The 19,171-nt window shown below is 35.6% G+C and carries 15 protein-coding genes; 8 read left to right on the top strand and 7 right to left on the bottom strand.

Features of this window, described 5'->3' with window-relative positions:
- Window positions 1-159 precede the first annotated feature (159 nt).
- A complete protein-coding gene (locus tag BXY64_RS08600; RefSeq protein WP_147375953.1) occupies window positions 160-2,793 on the top strand; it encodes a putative LPS assembly protein LptD in 2,634 nt (877 codons plus the stop codon).
- Between the two features lie 61 nt (window positions 2,794-2,854).
- Here the strand turns inward: BXY64_RS08600 and BXY64_RS08605 are convergent, their stop codons facing one another.
- Window positions 2,855-3,421, bottom strand: a complete 567-nt coding sequence (locus BXY64_RS08605) for an anthranilate synthase component II (protein ID WP_120239471.1) — start codon at window positions 3,419-3,421, stop codon at window positions 2,855-2,857.
- Between the two features lie 72 nt (window positions 3,422-3,493).
- On the opposite strand from BXY64_RS08605, the gene BXY64_RS08610 reads away from it, so the two are divergent.
- Window positions 3,494-3,871 carry a RidA family protein gene (locus tag BXY64_RS08610; RefSeq protein ID WP_054719985.1) on the top strand — a complete coding sequence of 126 codons (378 nt, stop codon included), beginning with the start codon at window positions 3,494-3,496 and terminating at the stop codon, window positions 3,869-3,871.
- 54 nt (window positions 3,872-3,925) lie between these two features.
- Here the strand turns inward: BXY64_RS08610 and BXY64_RS08615 are convergent, their stop codons facing one another.
- The 3 genes from BXY64_RS08615 to BXY64_RS08625 are packed head-to-tail and all read right to left on the bottom strand — an operon-like array spanning window position 3,926 to window position 7,510.
- Window positions 3,926-4,876 (bottom strand): endonuclease/exonuclease/phosphatase family protein, encoded by a 951-nt coding sequence (locus BXY64_RS08615; protein ID WP_120239472.1) that lies wholly within the window; start codon window positions 4,874-4,876, stop codon window positions 3,926-3,928.
- Window positions 4,877-4,892: 16 nt separating this feature from the next.
- On the bottom strand, window positions 4,893-5,093 hold the full coding sequence (locus BXY64_RS08620; protein WP_120239473.1) for a hypothetical protein: 201 nt from the start codon (window positions 5,091-5,093) through the stop codon (window positions 4,893-4,895).
- 47 nt (window positions 5,094-5,140) lie between these two features.
- Entirely contained in the window at window positions 5,141-7,510 is a 2,370-nt protein-coding gene (locus BXY64_RS08625; protein ID WP_120239474.1) for an ABC transporter permease, read from the bottom strand.
- A 1,164-nt stretch (window positions 7,511-8,674) separates the two neighbouring features.
- Between BXY64_RS08625 and BXY64_RS08630 the strand changes: the two genes are divergently transcribed.
- Window positions 8,675-9,391, top strand: coding sequence for a hypothetical protein (locus BXY64_RS08630; protein WP_120239475.1), 717 nt, complete (start codon window positions 8,675-8,677; stop codon window positions 9,389-9,391).
- 148 nt (window positions 9,392-9,539) lie between these two features.
- Here the strand turns inward: BXY64_RS08630 and BXY64_RS08635 are convergent, their stop codons facing one another.
- Entirely contained in the window at window positions 9,540-10,745 is a 1,206-nt protein-coding gene (locus BXY64_RS08635) for a LolA-like protein (RefSeq protein WP_120239476.1), read from the bottom strand.
- A 54-nt stretch (window positions 10,746-10,799) separates the two neighbouring features.
- Window positions 10,800-12,026, bottom strand: coding sequence for an outer membrane protein assembly factor BamB family protein (locus tag BXY64_RS08640; protein ID WP_120239477.1), 1,227 nt, complete (start codon window positions 12,024-12,026; stop codon window positions 10,800-10,802).
- A gap of 409 nt (window positions 12,027-12,435) precedes the next feature.
- Here BXY64_RS08640 and BXY64_RS08645 point away from each other — a divergent pair, with 409 nt between their 5' ends.
- Genes BXY64_RS08645 through BXY64_RS08665 form a run of 5 tightly spaced genes read left to right on the top strand, consistent with a single transcriptional unit; the run spans window position 12,436 to window position 18,713 of the window.
- Window positions 12,436-14,145: a [Fe-Fe] hydrogenase large subunit C-terminal domain-containing protein gene (locus BXY64_RS08645; RefSeq protein WP_120239478.1), complete on the top strand. Its 1,710-nt coding sequence runs from the start codon at window positions 12,436-12,438 to the stop codon at window positions 14,143-14,145.
- Window positions 14,146-14,171: 26 nt separating this feature from the next.
- Window positions 14,172-15,356 carry a SpoIIE family protein phosphatase gene (locus tag BXY64_RS08650; protein ID WP_120239479.1) on the top strand — a complete coding sequence of 395 codons (1,185 nt, stop codon included), beginning with the start codon at window positions 14,172-14,174 and terminating at the stop codon, window positions 15,354-15,356.
- A 30-nt stretch (window positions 15,357-15,386) separates the two neighbouring features.
- Entirely contained in the window at window positions 15,387-15,638 is a 252-nt protein-coding gene (locus BXY64_RS08655) for an NAD(P)H-dependent oxidoreductase subunit E (RefSeq protein ID WP_054720008.1), read from the top strand.
- A 37-nt stretch (window positions 15,639-15,675) separates the two neighbouring features.
- On the top strand, window positions 15,676-17,529 hold the full coding sequence (locus BXY64_RS08660) for a [Fe-Fe] hydrogenase large subunit C-terminal domain-containing protein (protein ID WP_245996623.1): 1,854 nt from the start codon (window positions 15,676-15,678) through the stop codon (window positions 17,527-17,529).
- Window positions 17,529-18,713: a SpoIIE family protein phosphatase gene (locus BXY64_RS08665; RefSeq protein ID WP_120239481.1), complete on the top strand. Its 1,185-nt coding sequence runs from the start codon at window positions 17,529-17,531 to the stop codon at window positions 18,711-18,713. The genes BXY64_RS08660 and BXY64_RS08665 overlap by 1 nt, the downstream gene beginning before the upstream one ends.
- Here the strand turns inward: BXY64_RS08665 and BXY64_RS08670 are convergent.
- Entirely contained in the window at window positions 18,710-19,090 is a 381-nt protein-coding gene (locus BXY64_RS08670; RefSeq protein ID WP_120239482.1) for a response regulator, read from the bottom strand. The two genes, BXY64_RS08665 and BXY64_RS08670, sit on opposite strands and share 4 nt — an antisense overlap.
- Window positions 19,091-19,171: the final 81 nt, after the last annotated feature.

A 19,171-nucleotide genomic window follows, 5' to 3' on the forward strand; every position in this document is an offset into this window, starting at 1 on the left:
TTTCATAAAAGAACTTAAAAAATGTTTTCAAGTTCGTTTCGATTAGGGATTATAGTACTTTTATTTGTATTTTTGGCGACTTAAGCACGAACTGTAGTTTAACTAGCAGTACGAAACTAAATCAGAACTTTTCACAAAAATAACAGATATAAATTGCAATTGAAATTACTACAAAAGGTTTTTATTCTTTTCATTGGAACGATAATACCACTGAACATATTCGCTGTTGAGAATTTTAATTACAAAAATTCTAACGACAAGTTACATGCCAACTTTAGTTCTTATGCGCTTGAAAAGATTTTAAAAGAGGATGTTAGGTTACGAAGGGATACCATAGAACTTGTTCAGGATAGTTTGGCGGTTGATTCAACTCAAGAGAAAAAGCCAATTTTCGAAACAGTTGTTCAGTATAATTGCGATGATACTATTATTTTTTCGCTAACAGGACAGCAAGTTTTTCTTACTAAAAATGCTTTTGTAAAATATGGACAAACGGAGTTAAAGGCCTATTATATTGAGCTTGATCTTGAAAAGAAACAGGCTTACGCTTATGGTATTCAGGATTCGACAGGCAATTATGTTTTTACACCTGAATTTAAAGACGGATCAGAAGAGTTTACCTGTAAAGAGTTAAAATATAATTTTGATACAGGTAAGGGCCTGGTTAATGAAGTAATTACAGAACAAGAAGGTGGATTTGTGCATAGTCAAATCACAAAGAAGATTGATGATAAGGTGTTTTATTTGAGAAATGGTAAATATACCACTTGTGATCATGAACATCCTCATTTTTATGTGAAGATGACAAAGGCAAAAATGATTAAGGATGATAAGATTGTTTCAGGGCCTTTGCATTTGGTTTTAGAGGATGTACCTCTTCCTATTGGATTACCTTTTGCTCTGTTTCCTTTCAGTTCTACTTATACTTCTGGTATTATTATACCTAGCTATGGTGAGGAACAACGAAGAGGGTTTAATCTTCGTGGAGGAGGATACTATTGGGCAATAAATGATTATCTGGATTTATCGGTGACAGGTGATATTTTTTCTAACGGTTCTTGGGGAACCTATGTACAGTCGAAATATAAAAACAGATATCGATATAGCGGAACTTTGCAAACAGAGTATCACTTTAATAAGTATGGAGATAAAGGTCTTCCTGATTATTATGAGACCACTGATTTTGCAATTCGTTGGAATCACTCGCAAGATGCGAAAGCAAATCCATACAGAACATTTTCTGCTTCGGTTAATGTTTCCACAAGCAATAATGATAGAAATAACTCAACTTCGATTAGAGAGATTACCAATAACCAAAAACAATCAAGTATAACATATAGTAAAAAGTGGGCTGATAGTCCGTTTAGTTTGAACGCCAGTTTGCGTCATTCGCAAAATAGCCGTGATACAACCATTGCGCTTACCTTGCCAAGTATGTCTTTGAATATGACTCAGGTTTACCCATTTAGAAAGAAGGGTAAGAGTTCAAATTTACGTTGGTACGATAAGGTAGGGATTAGTTATTCATCCAAACTGGAGAATAGAACTAAAAGTGGAATGAAAGAAAGTGACTTGATGAGTTCTTCATTGCAAAAAGATTGGGTTAATGGTTATGAACATAGCATTCCAATTACCACCAATTTTAAATTGGCGAAAGATTTAACACTATCTCCTACCTTAAATTATAGAGGTGTATTATATACCAGATCTATTAGAAAATCATGGGATCCGGATGCTGATGGAGGAGATGGTGATGTGCGTATTGATACCATACAGGGATTCAGGTATGCTCATAACTATTCTACAGGAGCTTCTCTTTCCTTAAGTCCTAAGATTTATGGTATGTATACTTTTAAGGAAACATCAAAAGTGGCAGCCATTCGTCACGTAATGACACCTTCTGTTAGTGTAAGTTATACGCCGGAAATTGGAGTTCCAAGAAGTAAATATTATAGGACTTATTACGATCCAAATAAAGAAAAAGATGTTGAGTATTCTATTTTTGAAGGAGGAATATATAGTACTCCAACAGGTGCCCAGGAATCAGGATCAATTAATTTGAGTTTGGATAATAATATTGAGGCGAAAATTAGAACGGCCAATGATACCACAGGTCTTGAGGATATGAAGAAGGTGAAAATTCTGGAGAGTTTGAAATTTTCGACTTCATATAATATGTTTGCCGACTCCTTAAATTGGTCAAATATTAGAATGTCAGGTAGAACCAAGATTTTTAATAAAAAATTAGACTTAAAATTTAATGGTACAGTAGATCCTTATAAGCTGAATGTCAACGGAACAAGTAGAATTGACGAATTTGGCCCGCGTTTAACGCAAGCTTCTATTGATGTTGGTTTTAGTCTTTCGTCGAAGGATTTGAATCCAAATACGAATGGAGATAGTGGAGATTCTGATGATGATCAACCTGAGAAATGGCGTGATCCTCGTTATGTAGACTTTGATATACCATGGTCGTTTTCGATTGATTATGGATGGACTTACTCTAAACCAACCAACAGGAAAAACATTTCTCAGAATTTGGGTATAAATGGGCAGTTTAGCTTAACTCCAAAGTGGAAGGTTAGCTTTTCTTCGGGATATGATTTTGATGAGAATGAGGTTACTGCAACTCAATTTACGATTACAAGAGATTTGCACTGCTGGAAAATGTCCTTCAATGCCATTCCTTTTGGTACATATCAATCCTACAATTTCATAATCAATGTGGATTCATCGATCTTACAAGATTTGAAATACGAGAAGAAACAAGCTTGGCAGGATGTTCAGTTTTAGAAAGTATAAAGTATAAAGTATAAAGTATAAAGTAGGAGTCGCAATAGTGCGGCTCTTTTTTTTATGCAAGAATCCAGTTTTTCAGTATCAAATTTCCTCTTTCTGTCATTATAGATTCCGGGTGAAACTGCACGCCACATAAATCTAATTCTTTGTGTCGTATCGACATGATGACTTCATTTTCATCGGTAGAGGTAATGCTAAGGCAATTTGGAAATTGTTCTCGCGAAACAGCCCAGGAGTGATACCTGCCTGAGTTAAATGTGTCTGGAAGGTTTTTAAAAAGAATTTCAGAAGGTTTTGTAACGAGAGTTACTTTAGGTATGCCATGAATAATTTCAGGTAAATTGTAAATGCGGGCACCGTAGTATTCGGCAATGTATTGCATTCCCAAACAAACTCCCAGAATAGCTTTTTGCCCGGCATATTTATTCAGAATTTCTCCCATTACTTTCACTTCCGATGGTAATCCGGGGCCAGGAGAAAAGATAATACGATCGCATGTGTCTAGTTCATCCCAATCAACATGATTGTTTCTCATGACAATGCAGTTGTCGCAGTATTGCTCAACAATGTGAAATAAATTATAAGTGAATGAATCGTAATTATCTATAATAGCTATTCTCATTAATGCTTTTTTCTTTTAACTTAGCGACCGCAAAATAAATGAATTTTTAACAAATACTAATTATTAACTGAAATGAAAAAGTGTATTAATTCAGAAAAAGCGCCTAAAGCAATCGGACCATACAGCCAGGCAGTAGAAGCAAACGGAACTTTGTACATATCAGGTCAGCTTCCTGTTGATGTTGCTACCGGTAAATTTGTTGAAGGTGGTGTTAAAGAACAAACTGAGCAAGTAATGAAAAACATTGGTTACATTTTGGAAGAAGCAGGTTATAGCTTTAAGGATGTAGTTAAATCAACTTGTTTGTTGAGCGATATTTCAAACTTTGCTGTAATGAACGAAGTTTATGGCGAATATTACAAAGAAGATTGTCCTGCACGTGCAGCATTCGCGGTTAAGGATCTTCCTCTAGGTGCTTTGGTTGAGATTGAAACCATTGCTGTGAAGTAATTCAATTTACCAAGATATAATAAAGGGCTGCCAATTGTCGATTGGCAGCCTTTTTTAGTTTTTATCCAGCGCTACATATACAGGCAAATGATCGGATGTGCCACCATGATAGGTGTGATACGAATAGGTTCTGTTAGGTTTGTAAATTCCTGCTTGATGGTCGAAATACAGCAAGTTTTTATCGCCATGAATGGTAAGGCGAGGGCTGGTTATTTTAATTCCTTCTCCGTTTAGCATTCCTTTACTGATAATGATTTGATCGAACATCAGCCAATGTTTTTTGGCAAACAAACTGCCCAGCTTCTTATTGTAGGGGATAGTTGCCAGATTATAAAACTCGTATGTGCCAATGTTCTTATGTGATTTAGCATGTAGGTGTTTGCTGATGGATTTGCTTATTGGCAAATCGTTAAAATCACCCATAATAACTATTTTAGCATCCACATCCTCGCTAAGAATGGCTTTTGCCTTTTGGTGCAAGCAATTGGCAGCTGCAATGCGTTTTGGGTTCGATGCCAGGATGCCTTCACCTCTTGACGGCCAATGATTCACAAAAAAATGAATGATATCATTTTCTATTTTCGTTTTTACATACAAAATATCTCTTGTGGCAAAATGAGAATTGCCATTCAATCTTACTGGTATTTTTTCAGAAGCTAAAATTTCTACTACTTTTTGGTGGTAGAGTAGGGCAACATCAATCCCTCTTCTGTCGGGACTGTCGAAATGTACATAGCCATATTCACCTTTGAATACTGGTTGATAAATCAGATCTTTTAAAACTGTAGCATTCTCAATTTCGGCAACACCAATGGCAATTGGCAATTTGTTGTCTTGAATAGATGCAATGGCTGCTGTAATGTGTTCCAGCTTGCTTACATAGCGATTCTCTGTCCAATGATTGCTGCCATTAGGCAAATAGTCATTGTCGTTCTTTTTCGGATCATCTTGGGTATCGAAAAAGTTCTCGAGATTATAGAATGCAATGGTATGTTCTTCTTTCATCGTTTGGTAAATGCTATTAGGAATATCTTCTTTTGCCTTTCATGAATTCTCTTTTGCTCTTCTTTTTGGTCAGATAATAAATGATTGGACCCAAAAGAGGCGGAAAGAAGGCCAATAATAACCTGAAGGCTCCATTTCTCTCACTTGCATTTTTAATGGCATCTATCAAGGCGAAAATATGAAGTATGCCAATTAGTATGATGTAGATAATGTTCATGATTTTAGTGTTTATGAAGTATGTTTGGTTTTCAATATAAAATGTGCTTATTCATATCTTAACGATTTTACAGGATCTAGTTTTGATGCTCGGTACGAATGTGTTAGCACTGTTACAATTACGACAATACTTGCAATAAGAAATGTAAAGGTGTAAAAGCTCCATTCGATATCTGTTTTTAGGGCATAATCTTTTAACCAGATGTTCATTGCATAATTCGTAATTGGGATAGAGAGGATGCAGGCAATTGCCACGTAAATGATATTGGTCTTAACAAAAGAATAGATGATATCCATTTCTGAACAACCTAAAACCTTTCTTATGCCAATCTCTTTGGTTCTGCTTCGGGCAATAAATAGTGTAAGCCCAAATAAACCAAATGAAGCAATTATCATGGTAAAAAATGCGAAAATACTTACGATGGTAAATTTATTTTTCTCACCTGCATACATCTGTTTAATCAAATCTTCCACTGAACTTACTTCCAGTTTGGTGTCAGGAGACAGTTTGTTCCAAGAAGTGTGTAGATGGGAGAGAAGATCTTCTTTTGATTCTTCATGATACTGTATTGCAATTTGAGAAAGATAGTTTTCTGTTATTACAATCATTAATGGAGGGACTTCGCTATGGAAAGAGTGTAAGTAAAAATCTTTTACTACACCAATGATGTTATATGATTCCAGTTTGTTGCCTACTGCATTTTCTATTCCAAATGCCTTAACTGCCGTTTCGTTTAAAATACAAGCTGTTTTAGAATCGTTGGCACTGTTGTTAGTAAAGTAACGCCCCTCTACCAATTCCACTCCCATGGTTTCCAGAAATCCATAGTCTACAAAAAAGCCCTCTACTTTTACTTTTTCTTCCTTGTTTTGCTGGTGTGGAAACATCATTGTGGCACTGCTGTAGGTAGGTAAGCCTCGAGCAGCTCCACCAGCTTTTATTACGCTGGAATGTTGTCGAACTTCATTTAAGAAAGGCTTAAGTAGTTTTCCACTCCGAACATTTGCCAATAAAATATTCTTGTTGTGAAAGCCAGGATGCTTACTTATGGCAAGCTGATATTGAGCATTAATTACAAAAGCACAAGCAACAAAAAAACAAAAGATTATTAACTGCATGATAATTAATGATGAGCGTACGAAATTTTTCTTTTTGCCTTGTACGATTTTTACTTTCAGTATGTCTACAACCTTTAATCTTGATAATCCCAATGATGTATATAATCCGGCAAGGAAACCAATAAAAATGCTTAAGAAAAGGTAGGCCAATAGGTAATAAATAACATTGCCTGATATTATTGGAAGGCTGGTTTCGAATAAACTTTCGGCATATGGTCTGGCAAGAATCATTAAAAGTATGGATATGGGTAATACCATTACCGATAAAATAAGCGATTCGGTTAAAAACTGCAGGCTTACTTGTTTGTTAGCTGCGCCAAATGTTTTTCTAATCCCGATTTCTGTCGATCGGTTCGAGGATACAGCGGTTGAAAGAATTACGTAATTAATAAGAGCCACAAGGATAATTGCAATAGCTATGGCAATAAATATTTTAATTGAGTTCCAGTTGCCTTTTAAATCATTGGATTGAATGTGTTGTGAATTGAGGTATACATCCGAAAGGTTTTGAAGTGAATACGAAAATTCCTTGTTGTTGTTAAGATACTTGCTTTCAAAACTCTTTAGTTGTTTTTCAACCTCTGCCACTTGTCTGCTGTCTGTTAGTTTAACCCATGTGTTGCATAGGTTGTATTCCCAATTTGTTTCAATGCTTTTAGTGTTGAAGTGTTTGTTAAAACGAGGAATGTTGTGTAAGCCGTTAATTAAACAATTGGGACGAAAAGTGGAGTTTTTAGGTAGATCTTTAAAAACAGCTTTTACTGTAAAGGTATGTTCTACTTTGTCAACAGAAGCAAGTATTTCTTTTCCCATTACATTATTGGTGCCGAAAATTTTCTTAGCCGTCGATTCCGAAATGCAAATAGATTGTTTGTCTTTAAGTAATTCACCATCATTATGACCATGTATGAGGGGAATAGTAAAAATGTCAAAAATATCAGACTGACAACCAACAACCCTTTTCATGTTTATGTTTTCATCCTGTATTTGAATTTGAAATGATCTTACCTGTCGAATGTTACTGGTTTTCGAAACTTGGGGAATCACTTCTTTAATTGTTTCGGCTAGGATATATGGGGTTTGATCGCTATTGATATTAAAGTTAATGTAATGATTGATCACCCTATAAACTGAGCTTTTGTTTTTGTGTGTTTGATTAAAACTTAGCTGGTTAATCACAAAGAGAACGATAATAAAAGAGGCTGCTAAAGCTATTGAAAGACCAACAGTATTGATTAATGTAAATGTAAGGTTATTGCGCAGGTTTTTAATGGCGGTTTTAAGGTAGTTTCTAAACATTTGGGTTGGGTTTTTGATTAATGCTAAAGCTATATAATAAATTTTAATCTATTATGATATTCAACGTAAAATTTAGTTGTCAAATATTGTTTGCTTATGTAAGTGTCAGATATGGAATTTATTAAATCGGTTTGAAATTTTATAGTAATGGCCTGATAGTTTGTTGTAAGATTCACTTTAGTTGATTATAAATGATATCTATTAGAGAATCGGAAGGACTAAAAAGTACTTTAGTGTGCTATGTTTATTTGTATTCTTGGATAATAATATTCTTGTTGATGGTAAGTTGAAGATTTGACTAGACTGGTTATAGATAGTTGTTGCTTATTGATGAATTATAATGTCAGAATTATAATTGTTATCAAAATAAAAACTAAGTAGCCCCAACGGAAAATCTCAACCGAGCGGCGGAATATTTCAACCGACCGACGGAAAATCTCAACCGAGCATCGGAAGATTGCAACCGACCGACGGAAAACCTCAACCGAGCAGCGGAAGATCGCAACCAAGTGGCGGAAAACTTCAACCGAGTAGCGGAAGGTCGTAATCATGCACCATAGAATTATAACACTCTGTTGGAATAAGGTAATACGTTATCAAGCAATCGCAACACATAGGCGGAAGGTAATAATATGTGGAGGCTGAAGAACAACCGAGCAACGGAAGATAATAATACGACAATCCAAAATATTAACTCAAAGGCGGAAAAGGGTAATAATTTAAAATACGAGCTAATTAATTGTAGAATTGATTCTTGTATTGTAGTGGTAATTGGTATTGAGGAGAAAATTAGTTGTTAATATCATGAGGCAAAAAGTTAGTAAATCGATAAAAGTATTGTATTTGCTAGATAAATCATGAAATATATAATGTAAATCATTTTGAATTTTTAGTAAAATTTAACTTGTTGATTAAAATATATGTTGCTTCAAGTTTTGATTTATAATTATAATAATGGGGGTTTAATTTTATTTAACCGCATTTGAAATGCTTGTGTTTACAGGGTGAATTCCACAATGTATAAGAAAATCAGAAAGAAAGAGTGTTGAAAAGATGATAGAAAAATGGTAGGTGTTAAAAAATAATTAAAGAATTATTTGCACATAATAATAGGAGTGATTAATTTCATATGGAAATTCAAACTTACTTAAATATAATTATAACATGGCTAGTGCTACAAGGCTTTACAACTGCTTCGATGCGGTTTTTATCAGTTTTTCAAGTCAAACTATAAGTATACTTGAACCAGAACATTCAAAATTCGAATCCTTCTCGACTTACTTTAAGCCGGAAATTTTACAGCAAGTAAAAGATCAGTATAATGCTGCAAGTAGTATTCCTTCCGATAAGGTTCATATTGATATTCAGGCAAAATCTACTGATAACATTAATAAGGAGGTAGATGAGTGTGCTAAGCTTTATCAGCGTTGCAAGTTTGATATTGAATTGGTATTTCCGAATGATAAGAACCTTTGGAATCAGTTTGGCTTTAATGATTACGAGGATGCGCGTAAATCTGCCAAAAACATGTATATGTTCTATTCTGATTTTCAATTCATGGTAAATTTGCATAAAGAGGACCTGATGAAAACGGCCTGGACAGAAGATATGTTTACCAAAATTGATGAAAGAAAGAATAATTTAAAGGCCTTGATGGATGCTCAGACCAAATGTATGGTTGAGCGTGGCAGAGCAACAGAACAGCGTATAGAAACTTTAAATGTTTTGTACGAAAGCTTGGCGAAATATGTAAAAGCTGCAAAATATATTTACGAAGGTAACGATGAGATGTTGAAGTGGTTTAAATTCCCGGTTACGGCTAATGGTAAAAAGGAAGATGCTGCTGAAGAAGTGGTTACTGACGAACAAAAAAATGAATAGTTTATAGGATAAAGCTCGATTCAACACTTTTTTCATGGTTGATTGGGTGTTGAATTTTAACCCCGACTTGGTAACTCGGGGTTTTTCTTTTGTGAAAAAATCCTCAAACTCCGAAGAGAATGAGGATTTCACAAAGGTTCATCCGTAGTTATTTCTTGCTTAAAGTATCTTCAACTTTTCTTGTATAGGTTAACCTGGCCTGTGGTTTCCAGGTTTTTCCTTCGTCGGTTGATACTTTGTTTTCTACTGTAAATTGGTTACTGTCAATTTTTATATAGGTAAATTGGCGACACATTCTTGTCGCATTTGGTTTATCGGAGTAGCTTACCTGTGTATCTTCCATTACCAATACATTGTCTTTTAATTCACCCTGAAACATGTCGAATGTTGATGTGAAATCGTTGAATGCAGCAATTCTGTATTTCTTGGTTCCAGCATCGTAAGTAAAGTTAATGCTTAGGTTGTTTGGGAAGCCATTTTCGTAGCTAATCTTCTCTTGTAGCAAGTTGGTAGAAGCAAATTTGATGCAAGATTCAGTGGTTCCTCTTTCTCGATAGGTACCACGACGTCCCATAAACTCAAGTTTTACATCCCAGTCACCTTCCATGAAAGCCAATTTCGAGATCTCCTTACGTTTAGGCATTGTAAATAATGATTTATCGATCTTAGGATTAATCTCTACACTTTCGATTTGAGTAATTCTGTCGCGTTGCCAAAAAGTGCGTTCAATAAAGAAAGGGATAGTGATGCCATCCACTTCTCTAAAATCATCGAAATACATTTCGGCTGGCACAGGCTGTGCAAAATCAACCCAAGGTGCTTCACACTTGTACTCCAAGTAAGTTTTGGTGTTTAGGTACCATTTTTCCGATTTGCCATCCTCACGTGTAAGTTTTAGCACAAACATTTCCTCTCCATCAACATTTTCTTTTCCTATGTATTCAACCTTATGATCTTTCTTTTTGTAGTTTAAAAAAGGAGTAAAGAATTCAGCCTTTTGTTTGAAAACATTGGTTTCGCTTGAATTGATATTTCTGGCATATTCAATCTCTTGCCAAGGATCAATGGTCCAACCGCAATTCCCATTAAATCCTTCGAAAACATGTTGCTCGCCTAAATACAAATCAGAATAATAGGCTCCGCATTTTGTTTTGTAGCTTGTAAAGTCTTTTTCAAGACTAAAAGCGGTAAAACGACCTTTTATTTTTAGGGCTTCTACCTTTTCCCATTTTTCTGCTCCTCCGTGAGCTTCAATGTGCTTGGCTATGATTTCTTCAGCAGTTTGAGCTACAAGAATGCCTGGCGTTAAAAACAAAGCAAAGAGGAAGAATGCTTGTAGTTTTTTCAGTTTCATGTGGGTATGTTTTTATTGATTGTTTTTTTTTATTTGATAGACTCAACTTCCGAATTATTTCAATTCGTAACAAGCCATTTCAGTTAGATTTCTTAAATAGATTTTTCCATTAGTAAAAGAAGGTGCTGTCCACGATTTTCCATCAATAGCTTGTATGTTACCCAACTCGATGTATGCCTCAGGAGTAGCTTTTACCTGTATTAGTTTTCCTTTATCGGAAAGTACCAAAAGCTGATCGCCAATACGTATTAAACTGCCTTTGCCATAACCTCTCTTGGTCCATTTTTTTTCACCAGTTTTAACCGAGATGCATTGAAGGGCTGCTACATGGAAACCATATACATAGCCATCGTGATAAATGGATGAGCTGTAGTCGTTTTTCATACTGGTACCGCGTGATATTTCCTTTGCTTTATTGTTGTTTACTTCAAGAACGATAAAACCAGGATTTCTAACAGCAGAAATAAATATCTTATTGCCATCAAAAACAATTGGCATTCCTGTAGGATTGCTAATAGGAGAGTTGTATGTCCAAAGTGTATCGCCTGCAGTAGTAAGAGAGTACACTTTTCGGCCGTTGGCAAAAATAATGCATTCCTTATCGTTAATTTTACCATGTACAGGTGAGTTGTAAGTTGCTATGCCTTCTCCTTTTTTCCATACTTCTTTACCTGTTTTTTTGTCGAATGCCATAAATGCTCTTGAATCGGTACCACCTACTTCAACAATAACATTATTTCCTACAAGTACTGGTGATGAGCTAAATCCCCAACGTGGAATTTTACTTCCATATTCTTTCATGAAATCTACTTGCCAAAGAGTTTTGCCATCTTTCTTTGAATTGGCACTTAATTTCCCGTAACTGCTTAAACTGTAAACATTCTTTTCTCCAATTGCAGGAGTAGATCTAGGTCCATCGCCAAAAGTATCGAAGAACATGTTGTCTACTTTAGTTCTCCATACTTCATCGCCAGTTTTTTCATCGAATGCCGCAATAAACTCATCTCCAGTAATGCTATCCTTTCTTTCGCTAATCATGGTGTAGATATTGCCTCCTGAAATGGTTAGTTCGGAGAAACCATCACCTAGTTTTTTCTTCCAAACCAGTTTTGGCTCCTTGTCTGTAAAACTTGTAAGTTCAACATTGTCGGTAGAGCCACTTCTTTGTGCACCTCTAAATTGATTCCATTCCTGATTTGGAGCTTCTTGAGAGTGTGCAGGATTTAGTAGCGCAGAAAACAGTAGTGCGCAAATGGTAAATAATAGATTCGTCTTTTTCATTTGATTATTCTTATTTGATATTAGTCTTTAGGTTTGTCTTAAAGTACGATAAGGGATTGAAAATCACATTCATCAATAAACTGATGTATCAAATACCAAGCCGAAGGCTAGAAGTGACAAGTTATAAGCCAATTAATAAAAATATAGCTCTTCAGGTGCAGTATAAAGTTGTTCGGTAATGAACAATTTCTGTCCGTAAATGAATCAATTTTAAGCTAAATTTTACTTGCTATTTAGAATGATATTTTGATGTCAATTGTATAAAGCAAAAAGTCTGTGAGTTCCCTTATTTAAAATAGGTATGAATTGTTTAGATGTGTTCCCAAACAGATAGTATTTAGACTTATCGGTAACATAAATATTGAACTTTGTAGAAGCTAAATGAGATACGTGATTACAATTAGATCTTATGGATGTATTAAAGCCAGTTTATACAGAACAGAACGATTGTCAGGATTGCTACAAGTGCATACGAGAATGTACTTTAAAGGCAATTAAAGTAGTGAATAATTCAGCCCAGATCCTTCATAACGATTGTATTTATTGTGGTACTTGTACACAAATATGCCCTGTAAATGCAAAAAAAGTACGCGACGATGTGAAGCGAGTGAAGGCAATGATTAATCGAGGAGATCATATTATTGTTTCCATAGCTCCCTCTTTTGTAACCGAATTTCCGAATCTAAAAGATGATCAGTTTATTTCAGCACTTAAGGAATTAGGTTTTGCTGAAGTTTCGGAAACGGCACTTGGAGCACAGGAGGTTTCAAAACATGTAGCTAGTTATGTAGATGGTGGTGAGAATGGAGTTTATATTTCATCTGCTTGTCCTTCGGTAGTGGAAATGATTTGTAAGCATTATCCTATATTTAAGCAGAATATTACACCATTTTTATCTCCCTTGTTAACTCATGCCAAGTACTTAAAGGAAAAATTTCCTGATTCAAAAGTTGTTTTTATAGGGCCATGTATTGCCAAGAAAGCAGAAAGTGATGAGTTTCCTGAATTATTGGATGCATCCTTAACTTTTACTGATTTGAAGAATTGGTTGGAAGAGGAAAATCTGGATCCATATTTGTTTCCTGAAGATAAGGTGAATAATAGTTTTATTCCTGGCAAAGCGGGACGTGGCATCTTGTATCCAATTGATGGTGGAATGATCATGGGAATAAAGCAAAATGTTAGTGCTACTGATGCGGTTTACATGACTTTCTCGGGCATTGGAAACATTAAAAATGTTTTAAGCGATTTAAACAAATATGGTAAAACCAACAAACTATTTTTGGAGTTATTGGCTTGCGAGGGAGGATGTGTAAATGGTCCAGGTGCTGAGAAAGAGTATTCTACGGCGATTAAACGCCTGGAGGTAATTAATAAATTGGACTCGGATGAAGCAGCTGTTTTGAATACCGATTTTTCCATTCAGCGTAATTTCGATTCCATTTCGCCAATTCCAAAATATGAGCATTCCGAAAATAGTATAAAAGAGGCTTTAACCATGATTGGTAAGTATTCTGATAAAGATGAAATCAATTGTGGGGGATGTGGATACAATTCATGTAGAGAATTTGCAGAGGCATATTTGGAGGATCGTTCAGAACCAAATATGTGCGTATCGTATATGAGGAAAATTGCACAGGATAAATCTTCAGCATTACTGCGTAAAATTCCATCGGGTGTTGTAATTGTAAATGATGAGTTAAAAATTATAGAGGCCAATCAAAGTTTTGCTGGAATACTAGGCGAAGAAATTGAAGAAGTTTATGAAACCATACCTGGTTTGGTTGATGCTGATTTGAAAAAGATAATTCCATTTCATAAGCTGTTTGCATCTGCCTTAGCAACAGGGGTAGATAATTTGGAACGAGACATAAAACATGACAATAAAATGCTGCATGTAAGTATTTTTAGTATCCATAAGCATAAAATTGTTGGGGCAATTGTTAGAGATATGTCTCAACCATACATCCAAAGGGAAGAGGTTGTGAATCGAGCAAAAACTGTAAACCGAAAAAATCTGGAAACGGTGCAGAAGATTGCATACTTACTTGGAGAAAATGCATCGGAAACCGAGGAAATGCTGAATTCGATTGTGGAATTTTATAAGCCAGCAGAATAAAAAAACAAAGCTAAAGCTGAACGGATATGCAAGATAATTTTTACATAGAGGTTGAATGTCAGCAGAGAAATCAGGTGGGCCAATCGATTTGTGGTGATGTTTTTATGTCGCGAAAGCTGAAAGATGAAGGCCGAACCATACTTGTTCTTTCAGATGGATTGGGGAGTGGTGTAAAAGCCAATGTATTGGCTACACTTACATCATCAATGATTTTGAATTACATGAAGGTGAACAAGGATATCCGAAAGGCAGCAGAAGTAATCATGAAAACTTTGCCTGTTTGTAGCAAGCGAAAAGCTGGATATTCGACCTTTACCATTGTAGAGATTGAGTGTGATGGTGACACCAGGATTATTAGCTATGATAATCCCGATTGTTTGATATTAAGGGGCCTGGAGTCTTATAAGCCTGAATGTGAAGAATTGCATCCTGAAGGAGAGGCTAATAAAGGGAAAATACTTTATTCATATCGATTTAAAGCGCAAAAGGAAGACCGAATTATATTCTGTTCCGATGGAGTTACGAATTCGGGGATGGGAACCAAACGTTTGCCATTTGGTTGGGGAATGGAGAATGTGGATCAGTTTGCAAAAGCTTTGATTAGAAAGCAGCCATACATTTCGGCTCGCCGCTTGGGAAATGATATTGTAGAAAGAGCATGTGCAAACAATAGTAATCAGCCTAAGGATGATACATCCTGTGCAGTGTTATATTACCGCGAACCTCGTAATTTGATGATTTGTACAGGACCTCCTTACGAAAAATCGAAAGATGTGCAGCTGGTAAAGCAAATGAGTGAGTTTGAGGGAACAAAAATTGTATGCGGAGGAACAACTGCCGGTATTGTATCAAGAGAGTTGCAAAAGCCAATAGAGGTTGATTTAAATATTTGCGATAGTGAATTGCCTCCGGTTTCCTTTATCGAAGGAGTAGATTTGGTAACCGAAGGGATATTGACCTTGGGAAAGGTGCATAGAATCTTGAGCAATTACAACCAAAATACGGTTCTAAGAAATGGTCCTGCCGATAGAATTGTTAAACTCCTACTCGAGAGTGACAAGATATTTATCATTAATGGAACCAAGATCAATGTAGCACATCAGGATCCTAAACTTCCTGTTGAATTGGAAATTAGAAGAACCGTTGTTAAGAATATCGTTGCCTTGCTTGAGGAAAAGTTTTTAAAAGAAGTAGATCTTAGCTATATTTAAACTGTACTAGATAACAAAACAACAAACTAGATGGCTGAGAAAATTGAAATCACCATTTGCTTGGGAAGCTCATGCTTTTCAAGAGGGAATGGTAAAGCACTTAAAGCAATTAATACATACTTAGAAGAGAATAAATTAAAAGATAAGGTTTTCTTTCATGGAGAACTTTGTACGGGCAATTGTGCTAAAGGACCAATTCTTAAAATTGATGATGAATTATACGAAGAGATTGATCCGGAAGGCGTAATTGAAATATTAAATGGGGTTTTTGGCCTTGTTTAATTTATGCTTTAGTTTCCAACCCTAAAACTCCCGTATTATGCCTTTAATCCTAACCAATAAGGACAAGTGTAATCTTAGTTATACTTGCATTCGTGTTTGTCCTGCCAAAGCGATAAAAATTGAGAATGATTATGCCCATATCATTGAAAACAGATGTATTGGGTGCGGAAATTGTGTGACTGTTTGTGCTCAAGATGCGATCGAATATCGTAATTCCGAAGATCAGGTTAAAATATTACTGAGTGGTAACGATCCAGTTGTTGCGATTTGTGATCCAAGTATTTCTGGTGAATTCGATGATATTCTGGATTATAGAAACTTTGTAGGAATGATTCGAGCTTTGGGTTTCGATTACGTGGTTGAAGCTGCGTTTGGAGCAGATTTGGTTGCATATAAATACAAGAAGCTTTTCGATAATTTCCATGGGAAATACTACATATCAACCAAGTGTCCTGCACTAGTAAATCAAGTGGAGAATTTCCATCCCGATTTGGTTGAAAATCTTGCTCCTATTGTACCTCCAAATGTGGCAATGGCAAAGGTTGTACATAAGAAATATGGAAAGAATACAAAGGTTGTTTCTTTATCGCCATGCGTTGCAAGTAAAAATGATGTGAAGTTTTTTAATGGTTCGGATGGAGATATTCATGCAGTACTCAGTTTTGTTGAACTCCGAAAATTATTTAAAGAATATGATATTACGGAAAATTCAGTAGAGTTTTCTGAATTTGATCCTCCATTTGCTCGTTTGGGAGGACTGTTTCCAATTAGTCATGGTTTGTTTCAAGCTGCTGATATTGATGTTAGCATGTTAAATGGAGGAATTATTAGTACTGAAGGAAGAAATAACTTCTTGCGTTCTATCAATGAATTTAAAACTCAGCATAATTTAAATCAGCATTTGGATTTATTTTATTGTGAAGGTTGTATTATGGGACCGGGAGCTTCTGCTGGGGGGCGTAAGTTTTCAAGAAGATCTCAAGTTATTAGATATGTGCGAAAGAGATTAAAGACTTTTGACGAGGAACAATGGCAGAAGGAGATTGATGAATATAAGAATTTAGATCTTAATCGAGGTTTTAAATCAAGAGGACAAAATCTTCCAACTCCATCGGAAGATGAGGTGCATGAGGTTCTTGTTGAAATGGGAAAAGAGAAGGTTGAAGACCAATTGGGTTGTGGTTCATGTGGTTATGAGTCGTGCCGTGAATTTGCCATTGCAAAATGTCAAGGTTTGGCAAATTATGAAATGTGTTCTTCCTATACCATTAAGAATATGAATTCTGTGATCAAAGAACTCAATATTACAAACTCTAAACTTTCACATACCAAAACTGCGCTAAAAGAATCGGAGAGGATAGCCAATGAAGAAAGAGTTATTGCTCAGGAAGCTTCAGAAACAGTATCTGCCATGCTGCAAAAATTACCTTCGGGAGTTGTAATAGTGGATGAAAATCTGAAGGTTATTGAATCCAACACCAGTTTTGTGAATTTATTGGGTGATGAAGCAAGAATGCTAAGTGAAATTATTCCTGGTTTGGTTGATGCCGACTTAACGAAATTGATTCCGTTTCATAAGCTATTTTCAACAGTTATTCTTAATGGTGAAGATATTTTGAATAAAGATGTACATTATGGCAATGCGCTTTTTAATGTATCGGTGTTTACGATTAAGAAAAACAAAATTGTAGGTGGAATTATCCGTGATTTATATGCTCCTGAAGTGAGAAAAGAAGAGGTGATCGGTAGGGCAAGAGCTGTAATTAAAGAAAACCTTCAAACGGTTCAGCAAATCGCATTTTTACTAGGGGAAAGTGCCTCTAAGACTGAGAAATTAATGAATTCGATTATCAAATCTCACACTCCAGGTGATAAAGAAAGTTTAGAATAATGGAAGATAAATTTCACATCGACATAGATTGTCAACAATTATTCCATCATGGAGATATGATTTGTGGTGATGTTTTTCTTTCTAGAAGAATAAAGGAAGAAAACAGAACAATTGCAGTGTTAAGTGATGGAATGGGGAGTGGTGTAAAAGCTAATGTATTGGCAACACTTACGGCTTCCATGGCAATGAATTTTACTGCGGAGCATAAGGATGTAATATCTATTGCCGAGATTATAATGAATACCCTTCCTGTTTGCAGTGTTCGTAAGGTCAGTTATTCTACTTTTACCGTAATTGATATCGAATATGATGGAACAACTAAGATTATAGAGTTTGATAATCCTTGTTGTGTTGTTATGCGGGGAGCAGAGGTTTATGATCCAGGTTGGAGAACCATAACTCTTGATAGTGAAGAAAATCAAGGAAAACAGTTAAGAACTTGTTCGTTTACCGCACGAAAAGAAGATAGGGTCTTGTTTTGGTCTGATGGTATCATGCAATCGGGGATGGGAAGTAGAGAGTTGCCATTTGGTTGGGGACATGAGAATGCTTTGAATTACGTGAAGAATATTGTAAGAACAACTCCATTTATATCTGCTAGAAATTTAGGATTGCAATTGGTGAAGAAAGCTTCCCGAAATGATAATGATGAACCCAAAGATGATACCAGTGCAGGTGTAATTTATTACAGAGAGCCAAGAAAGCTATTAATATGCACTGGACCACCATTTGAAGAGGATAAAGATTCTGAATATGCAATGCGTGTTTATCACTTCAAAGGGAAGAAAATTATATGTGGAGGTACTACTGCTGAAATACTTGCTCGAGAATTGAGTTTGAAATTTGCAGCAGGTATGAAAATTACAGATCCTGAATTACCGCCAGCTTCATATATGGAAGGAATCAACTTGGTTACCGAAGGAATTCTTACCATCGGAAAAGTTGCACGTATTTTGGAAGAATATACCATCGATTATGATCTGGGAGATGGACCGGCAGATCAAATTGTGCATTATTTGTTGCAGAGCGATAAAATTTCAATTATATCGGGTACTCGTATTAATTTTGCTCATCAAGATCCTAGTTTGCCTGTAGAACTTGAAATTAGAAGAACCGTAGTAAAAAAGATTGTAAGTCTACTCGAAGAAAAGTTTTTAAAAGATGTAAGCTTAACTTTTATTTAAAGGTACTTATTTATAAGACTTAATAACTTTTGACCTGAAATTGGCTTTGAAATGTAATCGTCGCAACCTGCGGCGATGCTTTTTCCCCTGTCTTCAGCCATTGCATATGCCGTTTGTGAAATAACCGGAACTTTAGGATCTATTTTCTTTATTGCTCTAGTGGCATCAAATCCATTTAGTAATGGCATTTGTATGTCCATAAGAATTAGATCAATATCGTTTTGTGTGAACATTTCAATGGCATTTTGGCCATTCGTAGCCCAGAGAATATTAGCCCCTGTTCTTCCAATTACCTCTTCCAAAAACAGATAATTTGATTCAACATCTTCAGCTATTAGAATGGTTTTTTTAGACCAGTTAAAAGTGTCTGTGCTCATAGAGTGTAATTAGGTTTTCAATATTTGTTAATCAAATTTAATTAATTTTTTGGAATAAAGTGTGACCTCTTTTATCCTGAT

Source organism: Marinifilum flexuosum (genome assembly GCF_003610555.1).
Taxonomy (GTDB): Bacteria; Bacteroidota; Bacteroidia; order Bacteroidales; family Marinifilaceae; genus Marinifilum; species Marinifilum flexuosum.

Excerpts from the sequence above, each read along its gene's own strand:
- BXY64_RS08605 (WP_120239471.1), bottom strand. The coding sequence starts at position 3,421 with ATGAGAATAGCTATTATAGATAATTACGATTCATTCACTTATAATTTA.
- BXY64_RS08610 (WP_054719985.1), top strand. The coding sequence starts at position 3,494 with ATGAAAAAGTGTATTAATTCAGAAAAAGCGCCTAAAGCAATCGGACCA.
- BXY64_RS08615 (WP_120239472.1), bottom strand. The coding sequence starts at position 4,876 with ATGAAAGAAGAACATACCATTGCATTCTATAATCTCGAGAACTTTTTC.
- BXY64_RS08620 (WP_120239473.1), bottom strand. The coding sequence starts at position 5,093 with ATGAACATTATCTACATCATACTAATTGGCATACTTCATATTTTCGCC.
- BXY64_RS08625 (WP_120239474.1), bottom strand. The coding sequence starts at position 7,510 with ATGTTTAGAAACTACCTTAAAACCGCCATTAAAAACCTGCGCAATAAC.
- BXY64_RS08630 (WP_120239475.1), top strand. The coding sequence starts at position 8,675 with ATGGCTAGTGCTACAAGGCTTTACAACTGCTTCGATGCGGTTTTTATC.
- BXY64_RS08635 (WP_120239476.1), bottom strand. The coding sequence starts at position 10,745 with ATGAAACTGAAAAAACTACAAGCATTCTTCCTCTTTGCTTTGTTTTTA.
- BXY64_RS08640 (WP_120239477.1), bottom strand. The coding sequence starts at position 12,026 with ATGAAAAAGACGAATCTATTATTTACCATTTGCGCACTACTGTTTTCT.
- BXY64_RS08645 (WP_120239478.1), top strand. The coding sequence starts at position 12,436 with ATGGATGTATTAAAGCCAGTTTATACAGAACAGAACGATTGTCAGGAT.
- BXY64_RS08650 (WP_120239479.1), top strand. The coding sequence starts at position 14,172 with ATGCAAGATAATTTTTACATAGAGGTTGAATGTCAGCAGAGAAATCAG.
- BXY64_RS08655 (WP_054720008.1), top strand. The coding sequence starts at position 15,387 with ATGGCTGAGAAAATTGAAATCACCATTTGCTTGGGAAGCTCATGCTTT.
- BXY64_RS08660 (WP_245996623.1), top strand. The coding sequence starts at position 15,676 with ATGCCTTTAATCCTAACCAATAAGGACAAGTGTAATCTTAGTTATACT.
- BXY64_RS08665 (WP_120239481.1), top strand. The coding sequence starts at position 17,529 with ATGGAAGATAAATTTCACATCGACATAGATTGTCAACAATTATTCCAT.
- BXY64_RS08670 (WP_120239482.1), bottom strand. The coding sequence starts at position 19,090 with ATGAGCACAGACACTTTTAACTGGTCTAAAAAAACCATTCTAATAGCT.